The following is a 23,021-nucleotide window of genomic DNA, read 5'->3' on the forward strand; positions in this document are numbered from 1 at the left end:
CGGGTGCGGGTTGCGGCGGCCGGGGGTCGGACGGGAGGCGTCAGCCGTAGGTGTCGCGCGGGCCCCGGCCCTTCACGTGCAGCCGCCCGTGCCGCCAGGAGGGCGCCGCCGGGCCGAGCACGCTGATGTCGCGCACCGCGCCGGCGCCGAGCTCGGCGTCGATGCGGGTGCGCAGCGTGGGGAGCATGTACTGCAGCGTGGTGGCCCAGGCGCTGGAGTCCGCGCGCAGCACGAGCAGCAGCCCGCGCCCGTCGGGCGCGGGCTCGAAGGTCTCCACCCGCACGTGCTCGGCGACGTCCGGCCCCACGATCTCCGCCCAGCGGCCGGTGAGGCCCCCGGCCGCGGTCGGCTGCTCCCAGCCGCGCTCGCGCAGCAGCCGCTGCACCGAGTCGCCGAGGGTGAGCGGGTCGCGCCCGTCCGGCCGGGCGCCGCTGCGCTGCTCGCGGTCCTCGGGACGACGCCGGGCCCCCGGGCGCGCGGCGGCACCGGCGGCGCGGCTGGCCGCCCGGGCCCGCGCCAGCGCCTCCTTCGCCGCGTCCGCACCGGTGGGGCCCGCCGTGTCCGCGCCGTCCGTGCCGGTCGCGGCGTCGGTGGCGTCCGCGGCGTCCGTGCCGGAAGGTTCCTCGCGCTCAGTCACGGCGCACCGTGCCCTCGGCCACCGTCACCCGGTCGCCGTCCAGCGCGGCGGGCACGTCGGCCTCGACCGCCGCGGTCACCAGCACCTGCTCGGCGGAGGACACCAGCGCGGCGAGCCGGTCTCGGCGCCCGGCGTCGAGCTCGGAGAAGACGTCGTCGAGCACGAGCACCGGCTCGGCCGACTCCGAGCCGTCGCTGCGCAGCAGCTCGTACGACGCGAGCCGCAGGGCGAGGGCGAACGACCACGACTCCCCATGGGAGGCATAGCCTTTCGCCGGCCGGGGGCCGAGCGCCAGCACGAGGTCGTCGCGGTGCGGGCCCACGAGCGAGACCCCGCGGTCGAGCTCGTCGCGGCGGCGCTCCTCGATCCGGGCGGCCATCACCTCTGCGAGCACCGCACGGTCCGGCGGCAGCGCTGAGACGCCGTCCGGGGCGGCGGGACCGGCGCCCAGCGACGAGGAGTACTCGAGGCCGGCCGGCCCGGCCCCCGCGCTCACCGCGTCGTAGGCGGATGCGACGAGCGGGCCGAGGGCGCCCACGAGCTCGATCCGGGCCGCGAGCAGCTCGGCCCCGGCTGCCACGAGGTGGGAGTCCCACACCTCGAGGGTGTGCATCACCTCGGCCGCCGACGATCCGCCCCGGCGCGCGCCGTAGGCGGTCTTGAGCAGGGCGTTGCGCTGCTTGAGGACGCGCTCGTAGTCCGCGCGCACCCCGGCCATGCGCGGTGCGCGGGCCACCACGAGGTCGTCGAGGAACCGGCGCCGCTCGGACGGGTCGCCCTTCACCAGGGCGAGGTCCTCGGGGGCGAAGAGGACCGTGCGCAGCAGGCCGAGCACCTCGCGCGGGCGCGGCACGGGAGAGCGGTTGATGCGCGCGCGGTTGGCCCGGCCGGGGTTGATCTCGATCTCCACCAGCGCCGAGCGCACGTCGCGCGTGATCGCGGCGCGCACGACGGCGCGCTCGGCGCCGGTGCGCACCAGCGGGGCGTCGGTGGCGACCCGGTGGCTGCCCAGCGTGGCGACGTAGCCGAGGGCCTCGACCAGGTTCGTCTTGCCCTGGCCGTTACGGCCGAGGAACGAGGTGACGCCGGGCCGCAGCTCGAGGTCGACCTGGGCGTAGCTGCGGAAGTCGGTGAGCGAGAGGGCGGTGACGTGCACGTGGTCGGCAGGCTCGGGTGGCTGGCGCGTCAGCCCGAGAGGCGGACCGGCATGAGCAGGTAGCGGTAGGTGGAGCCCGAGTCGCCGCCGGGCGTGAGCACCGCCGGGCGGGTGGAGGAGGTGAACGACAGACGGGTGGAGGCGTCGTCGAGCGCCCCGAGCCCGTCGAGCAGGTACTGCGGGTTGAACGCGATCTCGATCGGGTCGCCGTCGATCGAGCACTCCACCGCCTCGCTGGCCTGGGCCTCGTCGCCGGCGCCCGCGCGCAGCTCGACCTCGCCGTCGGAGAACGCCAGGCGCACCGGGGTGTTGCGCTCGGCCACCAGGGCGACGCGCTTGACGGCGTCGACGAGGGACGCGGTCTCGACGATGGCCACGGACGCCGACTCGCTGGGCAGCAGCGCGCGGTACTTGGGGAACTCGCCGTCGAGCAGGCGCGAGGTGGTGCGCCGGCCGTCGCCCTCGAACCCCATGAGCCCGTCGCCCGCGCCGGAGCTGGCCAGCGCGAGGTGGACGGAGTCGCAGTGGCCGAGCGACTTCGCGGTCTCGGCGAGGGTGCGGGCCGGGATGAGCGCGGTGGCGTCGAGGCCGGCGTGCTCGGGGCTCCAGGTGAACTCGCGCACGGCGAGCCGGTAGCGGTCGGTGGCGGCCAGCGTGATCGTGGAGTCGGCGATCTCGACGCGGATGCCGGTGAGCGTGGGCAGCGTGTCGTCGCGCCCGGCGGCCACGGCCACCTGGGCCACGGCCGCCGCGAACACCGAGCCCTCGACCGAGCCCGAGGAGCCCGGCATGTCCGGCAGCGTGGGGTAGTCCTCGACCGGCAGCGTGGGGAGCGTGAACGACGAGCGGCCGCAGCGCACCTCGACCCGGCTGCCCTCCGAGGTGAGCGTGACCGGGGCCGCCGGCAGGGCGCGGGCGATGTCGGCGAGCAGCCGGCCGGACACCAGCACCCGCCCCGGCTCGTCGACGTCGGCCGGCACCGCCACGCGGGCGGACACCTCGTAGTCGAAGCTCGAGAGCGTGAGGCCGCCGGGGGCGGCGTCGACCAGGAGCCCGGCCAGCATCGGCATCGACGGGCGCGAGGGCAGGGTGCGCGCCGCCCACGCCACGGCTTCGGCGAGGACGTCGCGCTCGAGCCGGAACTTCACGTCGGGTCTCTCCTGTCGGTGACGGGACCTGCGGGCCGTGCGAGGACCCGGACTCGCGCGCGGGCGCGTCGTGCCGGTCGTCGTACGCGGGGGTCATGCTTCCACGCACCACCCACCCGCGGACAGACGGCACCCCGAGGCGGTGGGCGCGTCGGCGGGAACCGGGGGCGCGGGCACCACCGCGGGAGGACGCCGCACGCCCGCGACCGGGACGCCCGAGCCGGGTCCGGCGGTGCCGCTGGGCCGGGTGGGTGAGGCGACGACGCCGGTGGGCGAGGGCGACCACGCAGGGTGTCGGGGGAGCCGGGTCGGGCGGTGGACCGGTGCCCGCGCGGGGCTCCGCCCCCAGGCCGGCACCGCCGGTCCACAGGTCGGGGCGGGGTGGAGGCTCGTGGAGGAACTCCTGGTGTTCTTACTCCCGTGGTCGTCATAGGGGCTGGGGATCCTGTGGACAACCCGCGTCGGCGCAGGTCGCACGGCGCGTCGTCGTCCCGGCCGGGCTGTGGACCGCCGTGGGGACACCCGGGGGCGACGGGGGACGGCGGCCCGCACGGGCGGCCGGTCCGGCGTGCGTCCCCGGTCGTCCACGGCGTCGCCCGCAGGTTGTCCACGGCGTCGTCCCCAGCCGACCCTCGAGGTCGTCCCCAGGGTTATCCACAGGTTGTGAACGCAGCCGGTGACGACCGGCCGGGGGGCGGTGACGGCGTGTGTCCGGCCGCGGACCGCGCGGGACGTCGCGCCCGGGACCTGCGGAGCCGGGGCGGATCGGTGCGGGACGGGGGTCAGGCCTGGCGCGCGGTGCTCTTGATGCGCGCGGTGAGGTCGGTGACCTGGTTGTAGAGCGAGCGACGCTCGGCCATGAGCTGGCGGATCTTGCGGTCGGCGTGCATCACGGTGGTGTGGTCGCGGCCGCCGAAGGCCTGGCCGATCTTGGGCAGCGAGAGGTCGGTGAGCTCCCGGCACAGGTACATCGCGATCTGGCGCGCCGTGACGAGCACCCGCGAGCGCGAGGAGCCGCAGAGGTCGTCGACCGAGACGCCGAAGTAGGCGGCCGTCTGCATCATGATGATCGACGAGGTGATCTCGGGGCCGGCCTGGTCGGTGATGAGGTCCTTGAGCACGACCTCGGCGAGGGGGAGGTCGACCGGCTGGCGGTTGAGGCTCGCGAACGCGGTGACGCGGATGAGGGCGCCCTCGAGCTCGCGGATGTTGGTCGAGATCTTCGAGGCGATGAACTCGAGGACCTCAGGCGGGGCGGAGAGCCGCTCCTGCGCGGACTTCTTGCGCAGGATGGCGATGCGGGTCTCGAGGTCGGGCGGCTGCACGTCGGTGATGAGGCCCCACTCGAACCGCGAGCGCATGCGGTCCTCGAAGTCCTGCAGCTGCTTGGGCGGCAGGTCGCTGGTGACCACGATCTGCTTGTTCGCGTTGTGCAGCGTGTTGAACGTGTGGAAGAACTCCTCCTGCGTCTGCACCTTGCCCGACAGGAACTGGATGTCGTCGACGAGCAGGACGTCGACGTCGCGGTAGCGGCGCTGGAACGCCGCGGCCTTGTCGTCGCGGATGGAGTTGATGAACTCGTTGGTGAACTCCTCGGAGCTCACGTAGCGCACCCTCGACCCCGCGTAGAGGGTGCGGGCGTAGTGGCCGATGGCGTGCAGCAGGTGGGTCTTGCCGAGGCCGGACTCCCCGTAGACGAACAGCGGGTTGTAGGCCTTCGCCGGCTGCTCGGCCACCGCGACGGCGGCCGCGTGGGCGAACCGGTTGCTCGAGCCGATGACGAAGGTGTCGAAGGTGTACTTGGGGTTGAGCCTGCTGGTCTCCTCGCCGCGGGTGCCGGGCGAGCCGGTGCCCGGACGGACCGGGTCGGGCGCGGGGGGCACCGGGGCCGGCGCGACGGCCGGGGGCGGGGTCGTGAGCACCGGCGGCGGCGCGGCCGGGCCGGGCGCGGGCTCGGGCTCGACGACGTCGGCGTAGGTGGAGTCGGCGAGGTCGTCGGTGGCGTCCTCGTCGAGGGCGGGCGCGATCGCCGGGTCGACCGTGACCGCGATGCGCACCTCGCGCCCGACGGTGCGCGAGAGCGCGTCGACCACGAGCGGGCGCAGCTTGCTCTCGAGCACGTCCTTGGTGAACTCGTTGGGCGCGGCGACCAGCGCGGTGTCCTCGATGAGGGCCAGCGGCCGGGTGAGCGAGACGAACGCGCGCTGCTGGGGGGTCATGCCGGTGTCGCCCAGCGAGTCCAGCGCCCGGGACCAGACGTCGGTGAGGTCCAGGTCGTCGTCGGCCATCGGCTCGTGCCCCCTCGGGTGGTTCGCGCGGGTCCTGGTGGACCCCGGGGCATCCACACGCTCGTCCACAGGTGTGGAACGGGTGGATCCTCGGCGTCGTCGCAGGTCAGAGGTGGTGTGACCCACCTGTCGATCGGTCGTGCACCGCCCGGGCCCGCGGCACTGGGTCGCGACGGTAGTGCGGAGTCTGCGGCGCTGGCCACGGGTTGTCCACAGGCAGGGGCCGGAGTCTGCCACGATCGGCGGTGATTGTCCGCGTGTCGCTGCCCGGCCGTCCGCCACGGCCGCGGGACACTGCTCGATTGCCGCGGCGCGGGCGTGGGAGCGTGCCCGACGTCGAGGGCGGTTTGACCCCCCCGCGGCGTCCCCCGTACCGTGGACGCGCCGACGTCCGTCCTCCCGCCGGGTGCACCGCTGTGCACGAGGCGGGCGACGTGTCGGCGGCCTCCGCCGCGTGCCGACGACCCGATCGCCGGCGTCCGGTGGCGGCCGGCCGGACCCCCGGCCCGCTGCGCCCGATCCCGCTCGACCTCCGCCCCCGGCGGACGCACGCCCGGACCGGATTCCGGTCCCCCACGCCTGACCAGGCACCCCTGGTCCCTGCACGGTTCGGAGCCGACCGATGAGCAAGCGCACGTACCAGCCGAACAACCGCCGCCGGGCGAAGACCCACGGGTTCCGCCTGCGCATGCGCACCCGCGCCGGCCGCGCGATCCTCTCGGCCCGCCGCCGCAAGGGCCGCGCCGAGCTGTCGGCCTGACGGTCCCGGAGCACCGGGCCGTGCTGCCGCGCAGCGCGCGGTTGCGGCGCAGCCAGGACGTGAGCGGGACGGTCCGCCGCGGTGCGCGGGCCGGCCGGCCCCTCCTCGTCGTCCACCTCGACCTCGGGGACCCCGCGGCGGGTCCCCTCGAGGCCGACGCCGGCCGTCCGCGCGACCTCGCACCCGAGCACCCCTCCCGCCCCGGGCCCGGACCGCGGGCGGCCTTCGTCGTGGGCCGGGGCGTCGGCGGCTCCGTGGTGCGCCACCGGGTCGCCCGCCGGCTGCGCCACCTCGTCGCGCCCCGCCTCGCCGCGCTGCCCGAGGGCAGCCGCCTCGTGGTGCGCGCCCTGCCGCCGGCGGCCACGGCGAGCTCCGCGGCGCTGGCCGCCGACCTCGACAGCGCCCTCGAGGCGGCGCGTCGGCGCGGCACCCGGAGCCGTCAGCCGGCCGCGGCTGCGGCGGGGACACCGTCATGACGCCGCTCCGGGCGGTGCGCCGGGCCCTCGACGCGACCGTCGGCCGCGTCCTGCGCTGGCTGCTCACCGGCCTCATCGTGGGGTACCGGACCTTCCTGTCCCCGCTGCTGGGTCCGCGCTGCCGCTTCTACCCGAGCTGCTCGGCGTACGGCCTCGAGGCGATCTCGGTGCACGGCGCGGCGAAGGGCACGGCGCTGACCGTGGCCCGGATCTGCCGCTGCAACCCCTGGAACGCCGGCGGCGTCGACCACGTGCCGCCGCGCGGACGGTGGCGGCCGGACCCCTACATCTCGCTCGAGTCCGCGTCAGGCGGGTCCGGCGCGAGCACCCCCGGGCCCGACGCCGGCGGGCCGACCGCGCCCGACGCCGGCACGCGGGCGCCGGCCCCCGACCAGCCCGGAGCCGGGACACCGGCCGGGACCCTCCCCCCGACCCACGACCGGAGCGTCGCGTGACCCTCAACCCGTTGTCCTGGCTCGAGTCGATCGTGAGCTGGATCCTGGTCCAGTTCCACGTCGTCTTCGGGGCGCTGCTCGGCCAAGACTCCGGCTGGGCGTGGGCGCTGTCGATCGTCGGCCTGGTCATCGTCATCCGGATCGCGCTGATCCCGCTGTTCGTGCGCCAGATCAAGAGCCAGCGCAACCTGCAGATCCTCCAGCCGAGGATGAAGGAGATCCAGGCCAAGTACGCCGGGGACCGCGAGCGCCAGAGCCAGGAGATGATGGCGCTCTACAAGGAGACGGGGACCAACCCGCTCGCGAGCTGCCTGCCGATCCTGGCGCAGGCGCCGATCTTCTTCGCCCTGTTCCGGGTGCTCAACTACGGCGTCGCCAAGGGCATCCCGTACGGGGTCATGACCCAGGAGCAGGTCGACTCGGCCTACCACTCCACGATCTTCGGCGTGCCGCTGTGGGCCACGTTCACCGGTGCCGACCTCACCCCGAACCAGGCCGCGACGCACGTCGTCACCGCGGTGCTCATCGTCCTCATGACGATCACCACCTTCACCACGCAGCGCCAGCTCATCGTGAAGAACACCGCGCGCGACAACCCGATGGCCCAGCAGCAGCGCATCCTGCTGTACGTCTTCCCGATCTTCTTCGCCGTGACCGGCATCAACTTCCCGGTCGGCGTCCTCATCTACTGGCTCACCACCAACCTGTGGTCGATGGGCCAGCAGTTCTACGTCATCCGGAACAACCCCCAGCCCGGCACCCCGGCGTACACCGCGTGGGAGGAGCGCCAGGCGGCGCGCCGGGCGCGACGCCACGGCGGCGTCGACCCCGAGGCCATCGCGCCGCCGCCGGCCGCCCCGCAGCCGCGCCAGCAGCCGCAGCGGCAGACCCGCAGCCAGCGCAAGAAGCAGGGCGGGTCGGCCCCCACCCCACCCCGGACCGACGGCGACGCCGGCGCCGACCCGCAGACCTGACCCCACGGCCACGACGTTTCCCGGGAAACATCCGCGCCGCGCTCCCGCCCGCCCGCCCCGCCGTTTCCCGTGAAACGGCCCCCGACCACAGCACCGCCCGGTGCCCCACGGAGAGACGACCCACGCCATGACTGAGAGCACCCCCGCGACCGAGCCCGAGACGATCGCCCCCGACCCCACCGACGGGGACGCCGCCGCGCCGGCCGAGGCCACCACGGGCCGTCCCGCCCGCGCCGGGCGTGGATCCGGCTCGGTCGGGCACCTCGAGCAGGAGGGCGACATCGCCGCCGACTACCTCGAGGGCCTGCTCGACATCGCCGACCTCGACGGCGACATCGACATGGACGTCGAGGGCGACCGCGCGCTCGTGAGCATCGTCGGCGGCGACGTCGAGCACCTCGTGGGCGACCGCGGCGAGGTCCTCGACGCGCTCCAGGAGCTCACCCGCCTCGCCGTGACCCGGGAGACGGGGGAGCGCTCGCGGCTCATGCTCGACATCGCCGGCCACCGGGCGGCCCGCCGCGAGGCCCTCGCGGCCCTCGGTGCCGAGGCCGCTGCGCGCGCCACGAGCACCGGGGAGCCGGTGCGGCTCGAGCCGATGACCCCGTTCGAGCGCAAGGTGGTCCACGACGCCGTGGCCGCCGCCGGGCTGACCAGCGAGTCCGAGGGCGTCGAGCCGCGCCGCTACGTCGTCGTCCTGCCCGGGTCCTGACCCGGGACGGACGGTGAGCGACGCCGGCGCGCGACCGGAGGGCGGCCCGCCCCCCGGCGCCCCGGCGCGCCCGGCCGAGGCCGTCCCCGTGGGGGAGGAGGCCGGGGTGCGCGACCGCCTGCTCGCCCGGTACCCCGACGCCGCGGCCGGCCTCACCGCCTACGTGGACCTGCTCGGGGACGCCGGGGTCGTGCGCGGCCTCATCGGCCCGCGCGAGGTGCCGCGGCTGTGGAGCCGCCACGTGGCCAACTGCGCGGTGCTCGAGGAGCTGGTGCCCCCGGGGGCCGAGGTGGCCGACGTGGGCTCCGGGGCCGGGCTGCCCGGCCTGCCGCTCGCGCTGGTGCGCCCGGACCTGCGGCTCGTGCTCGTGGAGCCCCTGCTGCGCCGCACGACGTTCCTGTCCGAGGCGGTGGACCGGCTCGGGCTCGGCGAGCGGGTGCAGGTGCGCCGCGGCCGGGCCGAGGACGCCCAGCTCGCGGTCGACGTCGTCACCGCCCGGGCGGTGGCGCCGCTGGACCGCCTGGCCGGCTGGACCTTGCCCCTGGCGCGCGTCGGGGGCACGCTGCTCGCGCTCAAGGGGGAGGGCGCGGCCGAGGAGGTCGCCGCCTCGGCGGCGGCGCTCGAGCGCCTCGGCGGCGGCCAGACCGAGGTACTGCACTGCGGGGCCGGCGTCGTCGAGCCCCCCACCACGGTGGTGCGGGTGGTCCGGCTGCGGGCCGGACGGCGCAAGGGGGGCCGATGAGCGGCGAGCACGGCGCCACGGGGATCCCGCTCTCTGAGCGCGCGACGACGGTGCCCGGGCTGGGCTGGCCGCGGGGGGTCGCCCCGATGCCGCCGGCCGGGCGCCCGGGCGGCCTGGGCTGGCCCGTGGCGTCCGCCACCGTCCCCGGCCCGTTCCAGCGGGGCACGAGCAACGACGAGGAGAGCGCGTGAGCGCCGACGACACCCCTCTCGCGACCGCCGCGGAGGCGGCCGTCCAGGTCCGCACGCGCCGCTTCGGCGAGCAGCTGCCGCGCCCGCTGCGCACCCGCGTGCTCACCGTGGCCAACCAGAAGGGCGGCGTCGGCAAGACCACCTCGACGGTGAACCTCGCCGCGGCCCTGGCGCTGCAGGGCCTCGCGGTGCTCGTGATCGACCTCGACCCGCAGGGCAACGCCTCGACCGCGCTCTCGATCGAGCACCACAGCGGCACCCCGAGCGTGTACGACGTGCTCATCGACGGCGCGCCGTTCGTCGACGTGGTGCGGCCGGTGCCGGAGATCGAGGGCCTGTGGTGCGCGCCGGCCACCCTCGACCTCGCCGGGGCCGAGATCGAGCTGGTGCCCATGGTGGCCCGCGAGCACCGCCTGCGCCGGGCGGTGGCCGGCTACCTCGCCGAGCACACCGCGCGCCACGGCCGGCTCGACTACGTGCTCGTCGACTGCCCGCCCAGCCTCGGCCTGCTCACCCTCAACGCGCTGGTGGCCGCCGACGAGGTGCTCATCCCGATCCAGTGCGAGTACTACGCGCTCGAGGGCCTCGGTCAGCTGATCCGCACGGTCGAGCTGGTCAGCGAGCAGCTCAACCCCGCGCTGCACGTCTCGACGATCCTGCTCACGATGTACGACGCCCGCACCCGCCTGGCCGCGCAGGTGGCCGACGAGGTCCGCAGCCACTTCGGCCCCGCCGTGCTCGACACCGCCATCCCACGGTCCGTGCGCGTCTCGGAGGCGCCGTCCTACGGGCAGACGGTGCTCACCTACGACCCCGGCAGCAGCGGGGCGCTGTCCTACCTCGAGGCCGCCCGCGAGCTCGCCCGGCAGCCCGCGGCGACGGGTCAGCCGGCCGACCCGGCGGGCTGACCCGCTCCGGGGTCGGCCCCGTCCCGCCCCGGGTGGACCGATCGACGCCGCAGCCGCGGTGGCAGAGGCGGTGGAGCACCGCAGCAGCGGGGGACGGGCCGTCCCCACGCCCGCCCGCCGCCGGGAGGTAGGGTCGGGCCGCGACCGGCAGACCCAGGAGGAGCGCACGTGAACCAGAAGCGCGGGCTCGGCCGCGGGCTCGGGGCCCTGATCCCCACGGCCACCCGCGAGGAGCCGCCCGCCGAGGCCGCCGGCCCCGCCGTGGTCACCGTCGACGCGACCCACCCCGCGCCCCCGGCCGACCCCCACGGGCAGGAGGGCCTGGCCCCGGTGGCCGGCGTCCGCTACGCCGAGGTGGCGCTCGACGACGTGCGCCCCAACCCCCGCCAGCCCCGCACCGTCTTCGACGAGGAGGCCCTCGCCGAGCTGGTCCACTCGATCCGCGAGATCGGCCTGCTCCAGCCGATCGTGGTGCGCCCGGTCGCCGAGCCGGGCGGCCCGCGCTACGAGCTCGTCGCGGGCGAGCGGCGCTGGCGGGCCGCGCGCGAGGCGGGCCTGGACCCGATCCCCGCGATCGTGCGGGAGACCGCCGACGACGACCTGCTGCGCGACGCCCTGCTGGAGAACCTGCACCGCTCGCAGCTCAACGCGCTGGAGGAGGCCGCGGCCTACCAGCAGATGCTCGAGGACTTCGGCTGCACCCAGGAGGTGCTCGCCGCCCGCATCGGGCGCAGCCGGCCGCAGGTGAGCAACACGCTGCGGCTGCTGCGCCTGCCGGCACCGGTGCAGCGCCGGGTGGCGGCGGGCGTGCTCAGCGCCGGCCACGCCCGCGCGCTGCTCTCGCTCGACGACCCGGCCGCGATGGACGCCATGGCGACGCGCATCGTCGCCGAGGGGCTCTCGGTGCGCGCGGTCGAGGAGATCGTGGCGGTGGGGGAGGCCGACGGACGCGAGCGCGCCCGGGTGGCCCGGCCCCGCCGGCCGCAGGCGCCGGGGCTGTCCGACATCGCCGACCGGCTCTCCGACCGGCTCGAGACCCGCGTGCGCGTGGAGGCGGGGCGCTCCAAGGGCCGCGTGACGATCGAGTTCGCGACGCTCGACGACCTCCGCCGCATCGTCGACCTCATCGACGGCGAGCAGCACACATCCTGACATCCCTTGCGCCGCAAGGGATGTCGAGCCGAACAGGTGTCAGGAGCGGGACACGGCGAGCTCCACCAAGCGGGCCGTGAGCGCGCCGAGGTCGGTGCCGGAGGCCGCCACCGACTGCGGGAACGTCGAGGTCTCGGTCATGCCCGGCGCGACGTTCACCTCGAGGAACCACGGCTCGCCGTCGGCGTCGACGATGAGGTCGGCCCGCGAGAGGTCGCGCAGCCCCAGCGTCGTGTGCACGGTGACGCCGGCCGCCGCGACGCGCGCGAGCACGTCGTCGGGCAGGCGGGCCGGCACGAAGAACTCGGTGGCCCCGGCGGTGTAGCGCGCGCCGTAGTCGTAGACGCCGCCGTCGGCCACCACCTCCACCACGGGCAGGGCGCGCGGTCCGGAGCCGTCGTCGACCACCGACACCGCCACCTCGGTGCCGGCCACGAAGCTCTGGAGGTAGGCGGTGTCGCCGTAGGCGAACGCCGCGACCATCGCGGCGGGCAGGTCCGCGGCGTCGGTGACGATCGAGGTGCCCAGCGACGACCCGCCACGAGTGGGCCGCACCACGAGCGGCAGGCCGAGCCGCGACACCACCGCGTCGAGCACCGGGCCGGCACCGAGCTCGCGGAAGGTCGTGTGCGGCAAGGACATCGAGACGGGCACCCGCACGCCGGCCTGAGCCACGAGGGAGGCCGCCACGGGCTTGTCGAACGCGCGGCGGCAGGCGTCCGGCCCGGATCCCACGAAGGGGATGCCGAGCGCGGCGATCACGTCGCGGACGGCGCCGTCCTCGCCGGCCGCCCCGTGCAGCAGCGGCACGACGCAGGCCGGGCGGTCCGCCGACAGCGCGGGGAGCAGGGCGGCGTCGACGTCGAGCACCTCCGCCTCGGCCCCGGTGGCGCGCAGCGCCTCGGCCACGCGGCGTCCCGAGCGCAGCGAGACGTCGCGCTCGGCCGAGAGCCCGCCGGCCAGGACGACGACGCGCCCCACCCCGGCAGCCGGCGTACCGGTCATGTCCTCACACCCCTTGTCCCGCAACGCATCTCGGCTTCGGCTCCCCGTGCACTCACGCCAGGTCCGGCGACGGCGACGCCGGCCCCTCCCGCTCGGGCGCCGACCGCGGCGAGCCGAACGTCGTCGCCACCTCGAGCTCGGCCTCGATGACGCCGGCGAGCCGACGGACGCCCTCGCGGATCCGGTCGGGCTCCGGGTAGCAGTAGGACAGCCGCAGCGACTCGCGTCCCTGGCCGTCGGCGAAGAACCCGGTGCCCGGCACGTAGGCGACCAGCGCCGACACCGCGCGGGGCAGCATCGCGGTGGCGTCGAGCCCCTCGGGCAGCGTGACCCAGCTGTAGAAGCCGCCCGCGGGCACGGTCCACCGGGTGCCCGCCGGCATGAGGGTGGCCAGCGACTCGAGCAGCGCGTCGCGTCGCTCGCGGTAGACCTCGCGGAAGACCTTGACCTGGTCGAACCACGGCGACGTGGCGAGGTACTCCGAGGTCGTGAGCTGGGCGAAGTTCGAGGGGCACAGCGTGGCGGTCTCGTTGGCCAGCACCAGCTTCTCGCGCACTCCGTGCGGGGCCACGGCCCAGCCCACGCGCAGCCCGGCCGCGATGGTCTTCGAGAACGTGCCGAGGTAGACCACGGACTCGGCCTCGTCGGCCCGGATGGCGCGCGGCACGGAGCCGTCGAAGCCCAGCAGGCCGTAGGGGTCGTCCTCGAGCAGCAGCAGCCCGGCCGAGCGCACGACGTCGAGCACCTCGGCCCGCCGGGCCGGTCCCTGGGTGACGCCGGCGGGGTTGTGGAACGAGGGGATCGTGTAGACGAGCTTCACCCGCCGGCCCTCGGCGCGCACCGCGGCGATGGCCTCGCGCAGCGCGTCGGGCCGCATGCCCTCCTCGTCCATGGGCACGTGCACCACCTCGCACTGGTAGGCGGAGAACACGCCCAGCGCCGTCACGTAGGTGGGCGCCTCGACCAGCACGACGTCGCCGGGGTCGCAGAACACCCGCACCACGAGGTCGAGCGCCATCTGCGAGCCGGCGGTGACCACGATGTCGTCGGGGTGCGCGCTCACGCCGACCGGCGCCATCACCTCGAGGATCTGCTCGCGCAGGGTGACGTCGCCCTGGCCGGAGCCGTACTGCAGCGCCACGGCGCCGCGGTCGCGCAGCAGCCGGGCGACGGTGTCGGCGAGGGAGTCGAGCGGCAGCGCGGAGACGTAGGGCATGCCGCCGGCCAGCGAGACCACCTCGGGCCGGGAGGCGACCGCGAACAGCGCCCGGACCTGCGAGGCGGTGAGCCCGCGGGTGCGGGCGGCGTAGGCGTCGACCCACGGGTCGAGCCTCGTGCCGTGGACCTGGTGCGGCGTCGGATCCATCGTCCCCATGCTCCCGTCGAGGACCCGGCCGGGTCCACGAGGCGCGTACGGCGGAGACGACGACGCTGTCGCGGGTGCCGTACGGCGATGCTGTGCGCCTACGATGCCGGATGAGGGGTAGGTGGTGTCATGCGGGTTGTCCGTTGGGTCCTCGTGCTGCTCCTCCTCGGTCTCGTGGCGGGCTTCGTGGCAGGTCTGCTGCGCCCGCACCGCGAGGAGCTCCCGCGACCGGTGACGGGCTGAGGACGCCCTCGTGGCCGTCCCCCGGCGCCTCGCCCCGCTGACGCGGGACTCCCTCGACGAGCTGCCCTCGCCGTGCCGCTCCTGCGTGCGCTGGGAGCTCGACGCGGTGGCCCGCGGCCGGGCCGAGGCCGAGCGCGCCACGGAGGAGGCCAAGGCCTCCTGGCTGTCCGCCACGCTGCTCGACTGGGGCTCGTGCGGCCAGGTCGCGCGCGTCGACGGCGAGGTCGTCGGCTACGCGCTCTACGCGCCCCCGGCGTACCTGCCCGGCCTCATGGCCTACCCCACCGCGCCCGTCTCGCCGGACGCCGTCGCCCTCGCCGCGCTGCGGGTCGAGCCCGAGCACGCCGACCGCGGGCTGGCCCGGATGCTCGTGCAGGGGATGGCCGCCGACCTCGCCCGCCGCGGCGTGCGCGCCGTGGAGGCCGTCGCGTCGGCCGACGGCGAGGCGGCCTGCCTCGTGCCGGCCGACTTCCTGCTGGCGGTGGGCTTCACCACCGTGCGCAGCCACCCCCGCACCCCGCGGCTGCGCCTGGACCTGCGGTCCACCGCCTGGCGCGAGGACGTCGTGGAGGCCGCTCTCGAGCGGCTGCTCGGCCGCCGTCGCACGATGGGCGCCCTGCACCGCGAGGACCCCACCGCGTGAGCGACGCCGTCCCCGAGCAGCCGGGTCCGCACGACTCGTCGCTGCCTCGGCCTCCCGCCGCGCGCCCGCGCGGGCGCGCGGCCGCACCGGCCGAGCCGTCGGAGTTCGCCGTACGGGCGGTGCAGCGCTCGGTCACCGCGTGGCTCGTGCTCGGGCTGTGGCTGGTGATGACCCTGCTGTGGGGCGGCGCGGTGCTGCTCGCGCCGGTGGTCGTCGCCGTGCTCGTGGTGCTGGCGGTGGGAGCCGTGCGCGACGCCCGCCGCGGTCGCGACAGCGACGGGCGGCTGCCCACCCTGGCGTGGTCCGGTGCGGTGGCGACGGCGGTGCTGGCCGGCGTCGCCGTGCTGGTCGCCGCCTACGGCCTGGCGTTCCTCGGCTGGCTGGTCCTCGGCGGCGGCACCGGTTCCTGAGCCGGGAGAGCCCCGACGGCGCGATGCCGACGGCCCGGGGTCAGGCCTCGGCGGGCACGGGGGCGAAGAAGCGGACGACGGCGGCCGAGATGCCCTCGGCCACGGCGTCGCGGAACCCGGGGTCGGACAGCCGGGCTGCGTCGCGAGGGTTGGACAGGTAGCCGCACTCGATGCGCACGGCCGGCATGCGGGTCATGCGCAGCAGGTCCCAGGTCTTCGCGTGGGTGCGGCAGTCGGTGAGGTCGGTCCGCGCGCAGATCTCCTCCTGCACCATGTCGGCGACGCGGTGGCCGAGGGTGGAGCCCGCGCCGGAGACCGGGTCGCCGAAGTAGAACGTGGCGCAGCCGCCGGGCACGGGCGACTCGACCGAGTCGGCGTGCAGCGAGAGCACGAGGTCGGCGGCGGTGTCGTTGGCGAAGGCGGCGCGCTCGGCCTCCTCGGGGGCGTGGCTGCTGTCCGGCGAGCGGGTGAGCAGCACCTGCACGCCGATGGCGGCCAGGCGGCCCTCCACCCGCAGGGCGAGGTCGCCGGCCACCGTGGCCTCCGACAGCTCGCCGTGGCGCCGGCCGTCGTCGAGTCCGCCGTGGCCCGGGTCGATGACGACGACCTTGTCGGCCACGCCGCTGCACAGCGCCTCGAGCGCGTGCAGCTCGCGCAGCACGGAGGCCGTGCCCCCGCCGCTCATCGTGCGGCCGAGGCGGCCCAGCGCGCGGAAGGTCTCGGGACCGCAGGTGCCGTCAGGGTCCACACCCACGCTGCGCTGGAACTCGCGCAGCGCGGTGTCGGTGCGCACGCCGAACACGCCGTCCACCCGCCCGAGGTCGAACCCGAGCCCGGCCAGGCGCCGCTGCAGCGCGAGCACGTCGTCCCCCGCGACGACGTGCCCGGGGCTGTAGGACAGCACCCGGTCGCCCAGCGACCAGCGGGCCTCCTCGAGGCGGCGGAAGGTCTGGCCCCCGACGACGCCGTCGACGGTGAGACCGCGCTCCTGCTGGAAGCAGCGGACCGCGGCGTCGACGGTGTCGTCGAAGCGCGCGTGCAGGGGGTCGGTGGCGGGGTCGTGCTCGGTGAGCAGGCCGAGCCGTCCGAGCCGGTCGCGGATCTCGGCGACCGCCGTGCCGGTGTCCCCCCGCCGGATGGCGGGCGCGTTCACGCGAGGGTCTACAGGAACTCGGCCAGGTCGGCGAGCAGGGCCGCCTTGGGCTTGGCGCCGACGATCTGCTTCACGAGGCGCCCGCCCTGGTAGACGTTCATCGTCGGCAGGGACAGGATCCGCTCGCTCGCCGCCGTCTGCGGGTTCTCGTCGACGTTGAACTTGGCGACGGTGATCTTCTCGGGGTGCGCGGCGGCGATCTCCTCGAGGATCGGGCTGACCATCTTGCACGGCCCGCACCACTCGGCCCAGAAGTCGACCAGGACCGGCTTCTCGGACAGCAGTACCTCGTCGGTGAAGGTCGCGTCGGTCACGATCTTGGCGGCGCCCATGCGGCGTTCCTTTCCCTCGTGGGGCTCGTGGGGCTGGCGGTGCGGGTGGTGCCGGGCCGGGCCCGGTGCGGGTCGGCCCCACCGTACGACGCCTCGCCGACGATGGTGCCATGCGCCGCCCGGGGGCGGCGGCGTCGGCTCAGGCCAGGGTCTGCAGCGCGTCGTGGGTGAGCTCGGCGGCCTCGAGGTTGGCCAGGAAGCGCTCGGCGTCCAGGGCGGCCGCGCAGCCGGACCCGGCGGCGGTGATGGCCTGGCGGTAGGTGTGGTCGACCAGGTCGCCGCAGGCGAAGACGCCCTCGAGGCTGGTGCGGGTGGAACGGCCCTCGACCAGCACGTAGCCCTCGGCGTCGAGGTCGACCTGGCCGCGCACGAGCTCCGAGCGGGGGTCGTGGCCGATGGCCACGAACAGCCCGGTGGCCTCCTGCGTGCGGGTCTCGCCGGTGACCGTGTCGCGCAGCACCAGGCCGGTCACCTTGTCGGCGCCCTGCACCTCGACGACCTCGGAGTTCCACGCGAAGCGCATCTTGTCGTTGGCGAAGGCGCGCTCCTGCATGATCTTGCTCGCGCGCAGGGTGTCGCGGCGGTGCACCAGGGTCACCGACCGCGCGAAGCGGGTGAGGAACGTGGCCTCCTCGAGCGCGGAGTCGCCACCGCCGACCACCACGATGTCCTGCTCGCGGAAGAAGAAGCCGTCGCACGTGGCGCACCACGAGACCCCGTGGCCGGACAGGCGCTTCTCGCCGTCGACGCCGAGCTCGCGGTAGCCCGAGCCCATCGCGAGGATGACGGTGCGCGCCTGGTAGGTGACGCCGTCGGCGGTGACGGACTTGACCGGGCCGGTGAGGTCGACGTCGGTGACGTCCTGGGTGACGAGCTCCGCGCCGAAGCGCTCGGCCTGGGCCCGCATGGTCTGCATGAGCTCCGGGCCGACGATCCCCTCGGCGAAGCCGGGGAAGTTCTCGACCTCGGTGGTGTTCATGAGCGCGCCGCCCCAGGAGATCTCGCCCTCGAAGACGAGCGGGGCGAGCTGCGCACGCGCGGCGTAGATGGCGGCCGTGTAGCCCGCGGGGCCGGAGCCGATGATGATCACGTTGCGGACGTCGCTCACGGGGGGCCTCTCGACGGGCGGGACTCGGGCGTCCCGGTGGTGCGGGTGGTCGTGCAGTACGCCGGCTGCGGGCGCATCTGCGTGAACGATCCTAGGCCGCAGCGCATTCCGATCCGAGCCGAGCGGGCGGCCCGCGCGGGTGGCCCGCCGGCCGTGGCGGGTCAGCCCGCCGGGATCGTCGTGTACTCGTAGACCAGGGGCGTCGTGGCGTCGCACCCGGGGTGCAGCACGAACACGTCGAGCACCGTGGCGTCCTCCGGGTCCGGGACGACCACGACGTCGGCCGGCTTGCCCTCGAACGTGCCGTGGTCGACCACCACGGCGGTGGCGCCGGGCAGGCCGAGGCCGACCAGGCAGGCCGGCAGGGTGCCGGCCGTCAGCGGCGCGGCCGAGCCCGACGCGGGGGCGGAGGAGTCGGCGCCGAAGGCGGCCTTGGACGACGACGTCGCGGACTCCGGCGCCACGGCGGGCGCGGAGGCGTCCGACGGCGCCGCGGCCGGGCTCTGCGCGCCCGCCGCCGCAGGGCTGGCCGCGGTGCGGGCGCCGGCCACCAGCGAGGTCACCTGGCTGCGCAGGGTGGCCGGGGCGTAGGCGGTGTCGCTGGAGCTCATGACGGTGGGCGGCTGCCCCCCGGCCACGGTGGTGACGGCGCCGGAGTCGGCGGAGCCGTGGGTGAGCCCGGGCCGGGCGATCAGCGCGAACCCGCCGGCGAACAGCAGGATCGCGGCGGCCGCCCCGCTCGACCAGCCGAGCACCCCGAGGTTGCGCCGCCGGCGCGCCGCGGCGTCGAGCGGCAGCACCGTGGCGGTGTCCTCCTGCTGCGCGCCGCCGTCGCCGGTGCCGCCCCGTCCGGCCGGGTCGTCGGCCCCGTCGGTGCTCGCGGTGGCGGTGCCCGGGCCACCTGCGGCGTCGGCGTGGCGGCGCTCCTGGTCGAGCACCGCGTCGAGGCGGCGCACGACGTCGTCCGGCGCGGGCAGGTCGTCCGGGCCGAGCATCCCGAGCAGGGACCGCACGTGGGCGTCCTGATCCGGGGTCGCCTCCGGGCCGGGGGTGCTCGCGTCGTCGGCGGGGCGGGCCTCGTCGGTCATGCGGGCTCACCTCCCGGTGGCGGGTCGAGGGTCGCGGCCGGGTCGGGCGCCGGCCGGGGCTGCGGTGATGGGACGCCGCCCGGGTCGTCGGGGTTCCGCAGGCCCGCGAGGGCGACGGCGAGCCGCGCGCGACCGCGCGAGCACCGGCTCTTCACCGTGCCCTCCGGGACGCCGAGCAGCGCGGCCGCCTCGCTCACCGGCAGGCCCTCGACGTCGACGAGCACGATCGCCGCGCGCTGGTCGTCGGGCAGGGCGCGCAGCGCGCGGTCGATCTCCATCCGCAGCTCGAGGCGGTCGAGGTCGTCGCGCGGGTCGGCGATGCCGTGCGCGCCGGTGTCGCCGTCCTCGGCGGGCAGCGGCACGGTGGGCCGGGCCCGGCGCCGGCGCATGCGGTCCAGGCAGGCGTTGACCACCACGCGGTGCAGCCAGGTGGTGACCGCCGCCTCGCCGCGGAACGACCCGGCGTTGCGGAAGGCGGAGACCAGGGCGTCCTGGAGCGCGTCGGCCGCGTCCTCCGGGTCGCCCGTGGTGCGCAGCGCCACGGCCCACAGCCGGTCGCGGTGACGCCGGACCAGCTCGGGGAACGCCTCGGCGTCGCCGGCCACGTGGGCGGCGAGGAGGGCGGCGTCGTCCGGGCCGGGGCCCGGCGACCCCGGGGCAGCGACGTCCTCGGTCATGGCGCGGTCAGCCTACGGCGCGCCGGGCCGCCGGTACGCGAGCCACGACCGGGCGCGCGGGGGCCGGCGCGGCGGACGGCGGCGCGGCGCGCGTGGGGTGCGGGGAGGGCCCGGGCTCAGCCGAGCACCTGGACGTCGGCGATGCCGCCCTGGAAGCCCACCGCGGCCGCGGGCAGGCGGGTGAGGAAGACGACCAGGTAGCGCGTGGTGACCGGCGTCGGGACCCGGATCGTGAGCTGGTTGCCGGCGCCCTTGCTCGTGGCCATCTTCGTGAACGTCGTGATCGGCTTGGCCGGGTCGCTGGTGGCGTAGAGGACGAGGTCCGTGCCGTTGCCCACGAGGCGCAGCTTGATGCCCGACACCGGGCGGGCGATCCCGAGGTCGAGGCTGATGCCCACGCCGCGCTTGGAGCCCATCGTGGGGCTCGAGTAGTGGATGGTCGTCCAGGCGGTGGCCGGGTCCTTGTCGATCGCGTACTTCAGCTGGCCGGGGTTCTCCGACTTGTTGCCGTACGGGTCGTAGTCGTTGGCCTTGATCACCGGCAGCACCTGGTCGCCGGTGACCACCGGCGGCGCGGAGGTGGGCGAGGCGGAGGTCGGCGCGGTAGCCGTGGGCGCGTCCGTGCGCGGGGTGGTGAGGGGGTCGCCGCCGTAGCCGAGCACCATCGTGGCGCCGAGCAGCGCGAGGCCCACCGCGCTGAGCATCGCCAGCACGACGCCGACCACCCGCACCACGGTGCGCCCCCGTCCGCGCACCGCCGGCGCGGTGACCGGGATCGCGAGGGCCGAGGACAGGTCCGCGGTGCACTCCTCGGCGCTGGTGTAGTGCGCGAGGCCCTTGGGCGGGGTCGCCGTCTGCAGCGCGCGGGCGGCGATGAGGTCGAGGTCGGCCGGCACGTCGGCCACCACGAGCCCGGGGGACGGCGTGCGCCCGCCCGGCAGCGGCGGCACGCCGGGCAAGGGGTCGGACCCGGCGCGCGCTGGCCAGCGCCCGGTGAGGCCGGCGAAGAGCACCGCGCCGACGGCGTGGACGTCGGCGAGGCGCGGCTCGAGGTCCGGCTCGACGCCGTAGAGCGCCTGGTCGACGCCGAGCCCGCGCACCCGGACCTCCCCGGCGTCGGTGATGATCACCGAGCGCGGCCGCACCCGGCCGTGGGTGACCCCCGCCGCGTGCGCGGCGCCGAGGTAGCGCGAGACCTCGAGGGCGAGGGCCGCGGCGTCGACGGGCGGCAGCGGGTCGCCGCCGCGGGCGGCGAGGGTCTCGCCCAGCGTGGTGCCGGTGATCCACTCGGTGACGACGACGAGGCACCCGCACCCCGGGTCCTCCACGATGTCGAGCACGGGCACGGCCCGGCGGTCGCTCACCGTCGAGGCGGCGATCGCGGCGTCGCGCAGCCGCGCGCAGGTGGGGCTCTCCAGCGGGGTGAGGCGCACGCTGACCGGGCGGTGCAGCCGCTCGTCGGTGGCCCGCCACAGCGTGGAGCCGTCGGCGTCGGCCACGCGGTCGACGAGCCGGTAGCGGCCGAGCACGAGGTCGTCGGGCGCCGGGACGGGGCGCGGGCCGGCCTGCCTCGTGTCGGACATGGTCACCAGGGTAGGTCCGGGTGGTCCGCCGCCCGGTGACCCCCGCCCCGACGCGGCGTCAGATCGGGCGAACCGCGCCGATGAGGCCGTTGAGGTACACCGAGGCCACCTCGACGTGCCCGCCGGTGTGCGGGGCCTGGATCATCAGCCCGTGGCCGATGTAGAGGGCCACGTGGTGGATCGACCCGGGGTTGGACAGGTCGTAGGCCCAGAAGAGCAGGTCGCCCGGCTGCAGCTGCGCCAGCGGGACGTGGACGCCGATCTTCCACTGCTCGCGCGAGGTGCGCGGCAGGTCGCGCCCGGCGGCGCTGAACACCCGCACCATGAGGCTCGAGCAGTCGAACCCGACCGTGCTCGTGGCCGCGCAGGTGCCGTCGGCGAGGCGGCCGTCGTCGGGTGCCAGCGAGGAGCACCAGCCGGTGGACGGGCCGGAGCGCCCGCCGCCGCCCGCGGAGTACGGCGTCCCCAGCCAGCGCCGGGCGTCGGTGATCGCCCCGACCGCCCACGGCGTCGCGGGGTTCGCGCTCGCCTCGGCGATCGCGCGGTCGACGGCGCTGTACGCGTCGGCCGGGACGGTCACCGTCGACCACGGCAGCGTCCCGCGGTAGGCGGCGGCCGCCGCGGCCGCGGCCCGGGCCTCGGCGGCCGCCCGCTCCTGGTCGACCAGCCGGCGCACGGTGGCGTCGGCGTCGGCGAGCGCCGCCACCGCCTGGGCGTGCAGGTCGGCCGCGCGCCGGGCGATGGCCAGCGCCTTGTCCTCGAGCGCCCGGCGGCGGGCGGTGAGCAGGGCGAGGTCCGCGCGGGTCGCGGTCGCCTGGGCCACGGCGTCCTGCGCGACGGAGGTGGCGACGATGTCGCCCTGCACCACCGAGCGGACCGCGTTGATGCGGTCCAGCACGTCGGAGATGTCCTGGCCGTCGAGGATGCTCGCGTAGATCGCGCTCGGGCCGCCGGTCATGTACATCTGGCGGGCCGCGGCGTCGGTGCGCGCGGCCGCGGCGGCCGCGTCCTGGCGGGTCGCGTCCACCTGCCCCTCGGCCAGGATGAGCCGGGTCACCAGGTCGCCGAGCTCGGTGTTGACGGCGCCGTAGTCCTCGGCCGCGGCCTCGGACTCGGCCTCGAGCCGGTCCACCTTGGCGCGCAGCACGTCGGCGGCCGCCCGGGCCTTGGCCAGGTCGGTGTCGGCGCTGGCCCGGCCGCTGCCGCCGAGGTTGCCGCCGGCCACGAGGGCGAGGGCCACCAGCGCGGTGACGACCAGCCGCCGGCGCCCGGGGCGGGCGGGCGCGGTGCTCACAGGGGGTCGCTCGCGGTCGAGTCGGCCTGCGCGACGACGTAGTTCTTGAGCCCCGGGACGTAGGAGGTCACCAGGGTGTGCGCGTCGCGCCGCAGCTCGACGAACCAGGCGTTGCGGCGCCCGTCGGGCGTCGTGGTCGGCCCCTGCCGCACGACGACGTCCCCGTGCTCCTGGGCGAAGGCGCTCACGGCGGCGTAGGCCGCGGACTGCCGCCCGGTGGCGTGCAGCGCGTCGCTGCCGGCGCGAGCGGCCGTGGCGGCGTCGTCGCGGACCCGGTACTGCCCCACGAGCACCGAGAACGAGTCGTAGCCCACCACGCCGAGGATCCCCAGCACGAGCACGAGCTTGACCAGGCTCGTCACCAGGACCACGCCCGCGTCGGAGCGCAGGCGGCGCGGGTGCGCCGTCACACGGGTGCTCGACCGGACAGTTGCCACGCAGGAGACGTCGGCGCGCCGAGAGCCGCGCTTGAGCCGCGCGGGGCCTGCGACAGCCCCGGAGTCGCCCGGGCGGAGCAGCG

26 protein-coding genes are annotated in these 23,021 nt (G+C 76.1%); 12 read left to right on the forward strand and 14 right to left on the reverse strand.

The features are described 5' to 3' along the window. Nucleotides 1-40 precede the first annotated feature (40 nt). From GC157_10710 to dnaA, 4 genes are all read right to left on the reverse strand, one after another. Nucleotides 41-637, reverse strand: a complete 597-nt coding sequence (locus GC157_10710; protein MBI1377932.1) for a DUF721 domain-containing protein — start codon at nt 635-637, stop codon at nt 41-43. Next, nucleotides 630-1,793 carry a DNA replication/repair protein RecF gene (gene recF, locus GC157_10715; protein MBI1377933.1) on the reverse strand — a complete coding sequence of 388 codons (1,164 nt, stop codon included), beginning with the start codon at nt 1,791-1,793 and terminating at the stop codon, nt 630-632. Before recF ends, GC157_10710 begins: the two co-directional genes overlap by 8 nt. A gap of 29 nt (nt 1,794-1,822) precedes the next feature. After that, complete coding sequence (locus GC157_10720; protein MBI1377934.1) at nt 1,823-2,941, reverse strand: DNA polymerase III subunit beta; 1,119 nt, start codon at nt 2,939-2,941, stop codon at nt 1,823-1,825. 782 nt (nt 2,942-3,723) lie between these two features. Continuing rightward, complete coding sequence (dnaA, locus tag GC157_10725) at nt 3,724-5,229, reverse strand: chromosomal replication initiator protein DnaA (protein ID MBI1377935.1); 1,506 nt, start codon at nt 5,227-5,229, stop codon at nt 3,724-3,726. Nucleotides 5,230-5,851: 622 nt separating this feature from the next. Between dnaA and GC157_10730 the strand changes: the two genes are divergently transcribed. The 9 genes from GC157_10730 (at nt 5,852) to GC157_10770 (ending at nt 11,599) form a co-directional block, all read left to right on the forward strand. Further along, the gene (locus tag GC157_10730; GenBank protein MBI1377936.1) at nt 5,852-5,989 is read left to right on the forward strand and encodes a 50S ribosomal protein L34; all 138 of its coding nucleotides are present in this window, start codon (nt 5,852-5,854) and stop codon (nt 5,987-5,989) included. 20 nt (nt 5,990-6,009) lie between these two features. After that, nucleotides 6,010-6,465 carry a ribonuclease P protein component gene (locus GC157_10735; protein MBI1377937.1) on the forward strand — a complete coding sequence of 152 codons (456 nt, stop codon included), beginning with the start codon at nt 6,010-6,012 and terminating at the stop codon, nt 6,463-6,465. Continuing rightward, nucleotides 6,462-6,920: a membrane protein insertion efficiency factor YidD gene (gene yidD / locus GC157_10740; GenBank protein ID MBI1377938.1), complete on the forward strand. Its 459-nt coding sequence runs from the start codon at nt 6,462-6,464 to the stop codon at nt 6,918-6,920. The genes GC157_10735 and yidD overlap by 4 nt, the downstream gene beginning before the upstream one ends. Next, nucleotides 6,917-7,894, forward strand: coding sequence for a membrane protein insertase YidC (yidC, locus tag GC157_10745; GenBank protein MBI1377939.1), 978 nt, complete (start codon nt 6,917-6,919; stop codon nt 7,892-7,894). The genes yidD and yidC overlap by 4 nt, the downstream gene beginning before the upstream one ends. A gap of 127 nt (nt 7,895-8,021) precedes the next feature. Continuing rightward, on the forward strand, nt 8,022-8,606 hold the full coding sequence (locus tag GC157_10750; protein MBI1377940.1) for a single-stranded DNA-binding protein: 585 nt from the start codon (nt 8,022-8,024) through the stop codon (nt 8,604-8,606). 88 nt (nt 8,607-8,694) lie between these two features. Next, a complete protein-coding gene (gene rsmG, locus GC157_10755; protein ID MBI1377941.1) occupies nt 8,695-9,348 on the forward strand; it encodes a 16S rRNA (guanine(527)-N(7))-methyltransferase RsmG in 654 nt (217 codons plus the stop codon). Continuing rightward, nucleotides 9,345-9,539: a hypothetical protein gene (locus tag GC157_10760; GenBank protein MBI1377942.1), complete on the forward strand. Its 195-nt coding sequence runs from the start codon at nt 9,345-9,347 to the stop codon at nt 9,537-9,539. The genes rsmG and GC157_10760 overlap by 4 nt, the downstream gene beginning before the upstream one ends. After that, nucleotides 9,467-10,447 carry an AAA family ATPase gene (locus GC157_10765; protein ID MBI1377943.1) on the forward strand — a complete coding sequence of 327 codons (981 nt, stop codon included), beginning with the start codon at nt 9,467-9,469 and terminating at the stop codon, nt 10,445-10,447. The genes GC157_10760 and GC157_10765 overlap by 73 nt, the downstream gene beginning before the upstream one ends. 168 nt (nt 10,448-10,615) lie before the next feature. Then, nucleotides 10,616-11,599, forward strand: coding sequence for a ParB/RepB/Spo0J family partition protein (locus GC157_10770; GenBank protein ID MBI1377944.1), 984 nt, complete (start codon nt 10,616-10,618; stop codon nt 11,597-11,599). 39 nt (nt 11,600-11,638) lie between these two features. On the opposite strand, the gene GC157_10775 is transcribed toward GC157_10770, so the two are convergent. Then, nucleotides 11,639-12,604: a D-alanine--D-alanine ligase gene (locus GC157_10775; GenBank protein ID MBI1377945.1), complete on the reverse strand. Its 966-nt coding sequence runs from the start codon at nt 12,602-12,604 to the stop codon at nt 11,639-11,641. Nucleotides 12,605-12,656: 52 nt separating this feature from the next. Beyond that, entirely contained in the window at nt 12,657-13,970 is a 1,314-nt protein-coding gene (locus tag GC157_10780; protein ID MBI1377946.1) for an aminotransferase class I/II-fold pyridoxal phosphate-dependent enzyme, read from the reverse strand. A 253-nt stretch (nt 13,971-14,223) separates the two neighbouring features. On the opposite strand from GC157_10780, the gene GC157_10785 reads away from it, so the two are divergent. Further along, entirely contained in the window at nt 14,224-14,856 is a 633-nt protein-coding gene (locus GC157_10785) for a GNAT family N-acetyltransferase (protein ID MBI1377947.1), read from the forward strand. After that, complete coding sequence (locus GC157_10790; protein MBI1377948.1) at nt 14,853-15,266, forward strand: hypothetical protein; 414 nt, start codon at nt 14,853-14,855, stop codon at nt 15,264-15,266. Before GC157_10785 ends, GC157_10790 begins: the two co-directional genes overlap by 4 nt. Nucleotides 15,267-15,306: 40 nt before the next feature. Here the strand turns inward: GC157_10790 and GC157_10795 are convergent, their stop codons facing one another. The 5 genes from GC157_10795 to sigM all read right to left on the reverse strand — a co-directional run bounded on the left by GC157_10795 (nt 15,307) and on the right by sigM (nt 19,624). Continuing rightward, the gene (locus GC157_10795) at nt 15,307-16,419 is read right to left on the reverse strand and encodes an N-acetylmuramoyl-L-alanine amidase (GenBank protein MBI1377949.1); all 1,113 of its coding nucleotides are present in this window, start codon (nt 16,417-16,419) and stop codon (nt 15,307-15,309) included. 8 nt (nt 16,420-16,427) lie between these two features. Next, nucleotides 16,428-16,751 carry a thioredoxin gene (gene trxA / locus GC157_10800; protein ID MBI1377950.1) on the reverse strand — a complete coding sequence of 108 codons (324 nt, stop codon included), beginning with the start codon at nt 16,749-16,751 and terminating at the stop codon, nt 16,428-16,430. A gap of 139 nt (nt 16,752-16,890) precedes the next feature. Beyond that, nucleotides 16,891-17,859 (reverse strand): thioredoxin-disulfide reductase, encoded by a 969-nt coding sequence (gene trxB / locus GC157_10805; protein MBI1377951.1) that lies wholly within the window; start codon nt 17,857-17,859, stop codon nt 16,891-16,893. Between the two features lie 161 nt (nt 17,860-18,020). Further along, a complete protein-coding gene (locus tag GC157_10810) occupies nt 18,021-18,947 on the reverse strand; it encodes a hypothetical protein (protein ID MBI1377952.1) in 927 nt (308 codons plus the stop codon). After that, nucleotides 18,944-19,624 (reverse strand): RNA polymerase sigma factor SigM, encoded by a 681-nt coding sequence (gene sigM / locus GC157_10815; protein ID MBI1377953.1) that lies wholly within the window; start codon nt 19,622-19,624, stop codon nt 18,944-18,946. The genes GC157_10810 and sigM overlap by 4 nt, the downstream gene beginning before the upstream one ends. Between sigM and GC157_10820 the strand changes: the two genes are divergently transcribed. After that, nucleotides 19,623-19,808: a hypothetical protein gene (locus GC157_10820; protein MBI1377954.1), complete on the forward strand. Its 186-nt coding sequence runs from the start codon at nt 19,623-19,625 to the stop codon at nt 19,806-19,808. The two genes, sigM and GC157_10820, sit on opposite strands and share 2 nt — an antisense overlap. Here the strand turns inward: GC157_10820 and GC157_10825 are convergent. The 3 genes from GC157_10825 to GC157_10835 are packed head-to-tail and all read right to left on the reverse strand — an operon-like array spanning nt 19,741 to nt 22,911. Further along, nucleotides 19,741-21,207: a hypothetical protein gene (locus tag GC157_10825; protein ID MBI1377955.1), complete on the reverse strand. Its 1,467-nt coding sequence runs from the start codon at nt 21,205-21,207 to the stop codon at nt 19,741-19,743. The genes GC157_10820 and GC157_10825 overlap by 68 nt on opposite strands. Before the next feature lie 58 nt (nt 21,208-21,265). Beyond that, complete coding sequence (locus GC157_10830; protein ID MBI1377956.1) at nt 21,266-22,501, reverse strand: hypothetical protein; 1,236 nt, start codon at nt 22,499-22,501, stop codon at nt 21,266-21,268. Next, nucleotides 22,498-22,911, reverse strand: a complete 414-nt coding sequence (locus tag GC157_10835; protein MBI1377957.1) for a hypothetical protein — start codon at nt 22,909-22,911, stop codon at nt 22,498-22,500. Before GC157_10835 ends, GC157_10830 begins: the two co-directional genes overlap by 4 nt. Nucleotides 22,912-23,021: the final 110 nt, after the last annotated feature.

It is taken from the genome of Frankiales bacterium (genome assembly GCA_016125335.1).
Lineage (GTDB): Bacteria > Actinomycetota > Actinomycetes > S36-B12 > CAIYMF01 > Longivirga.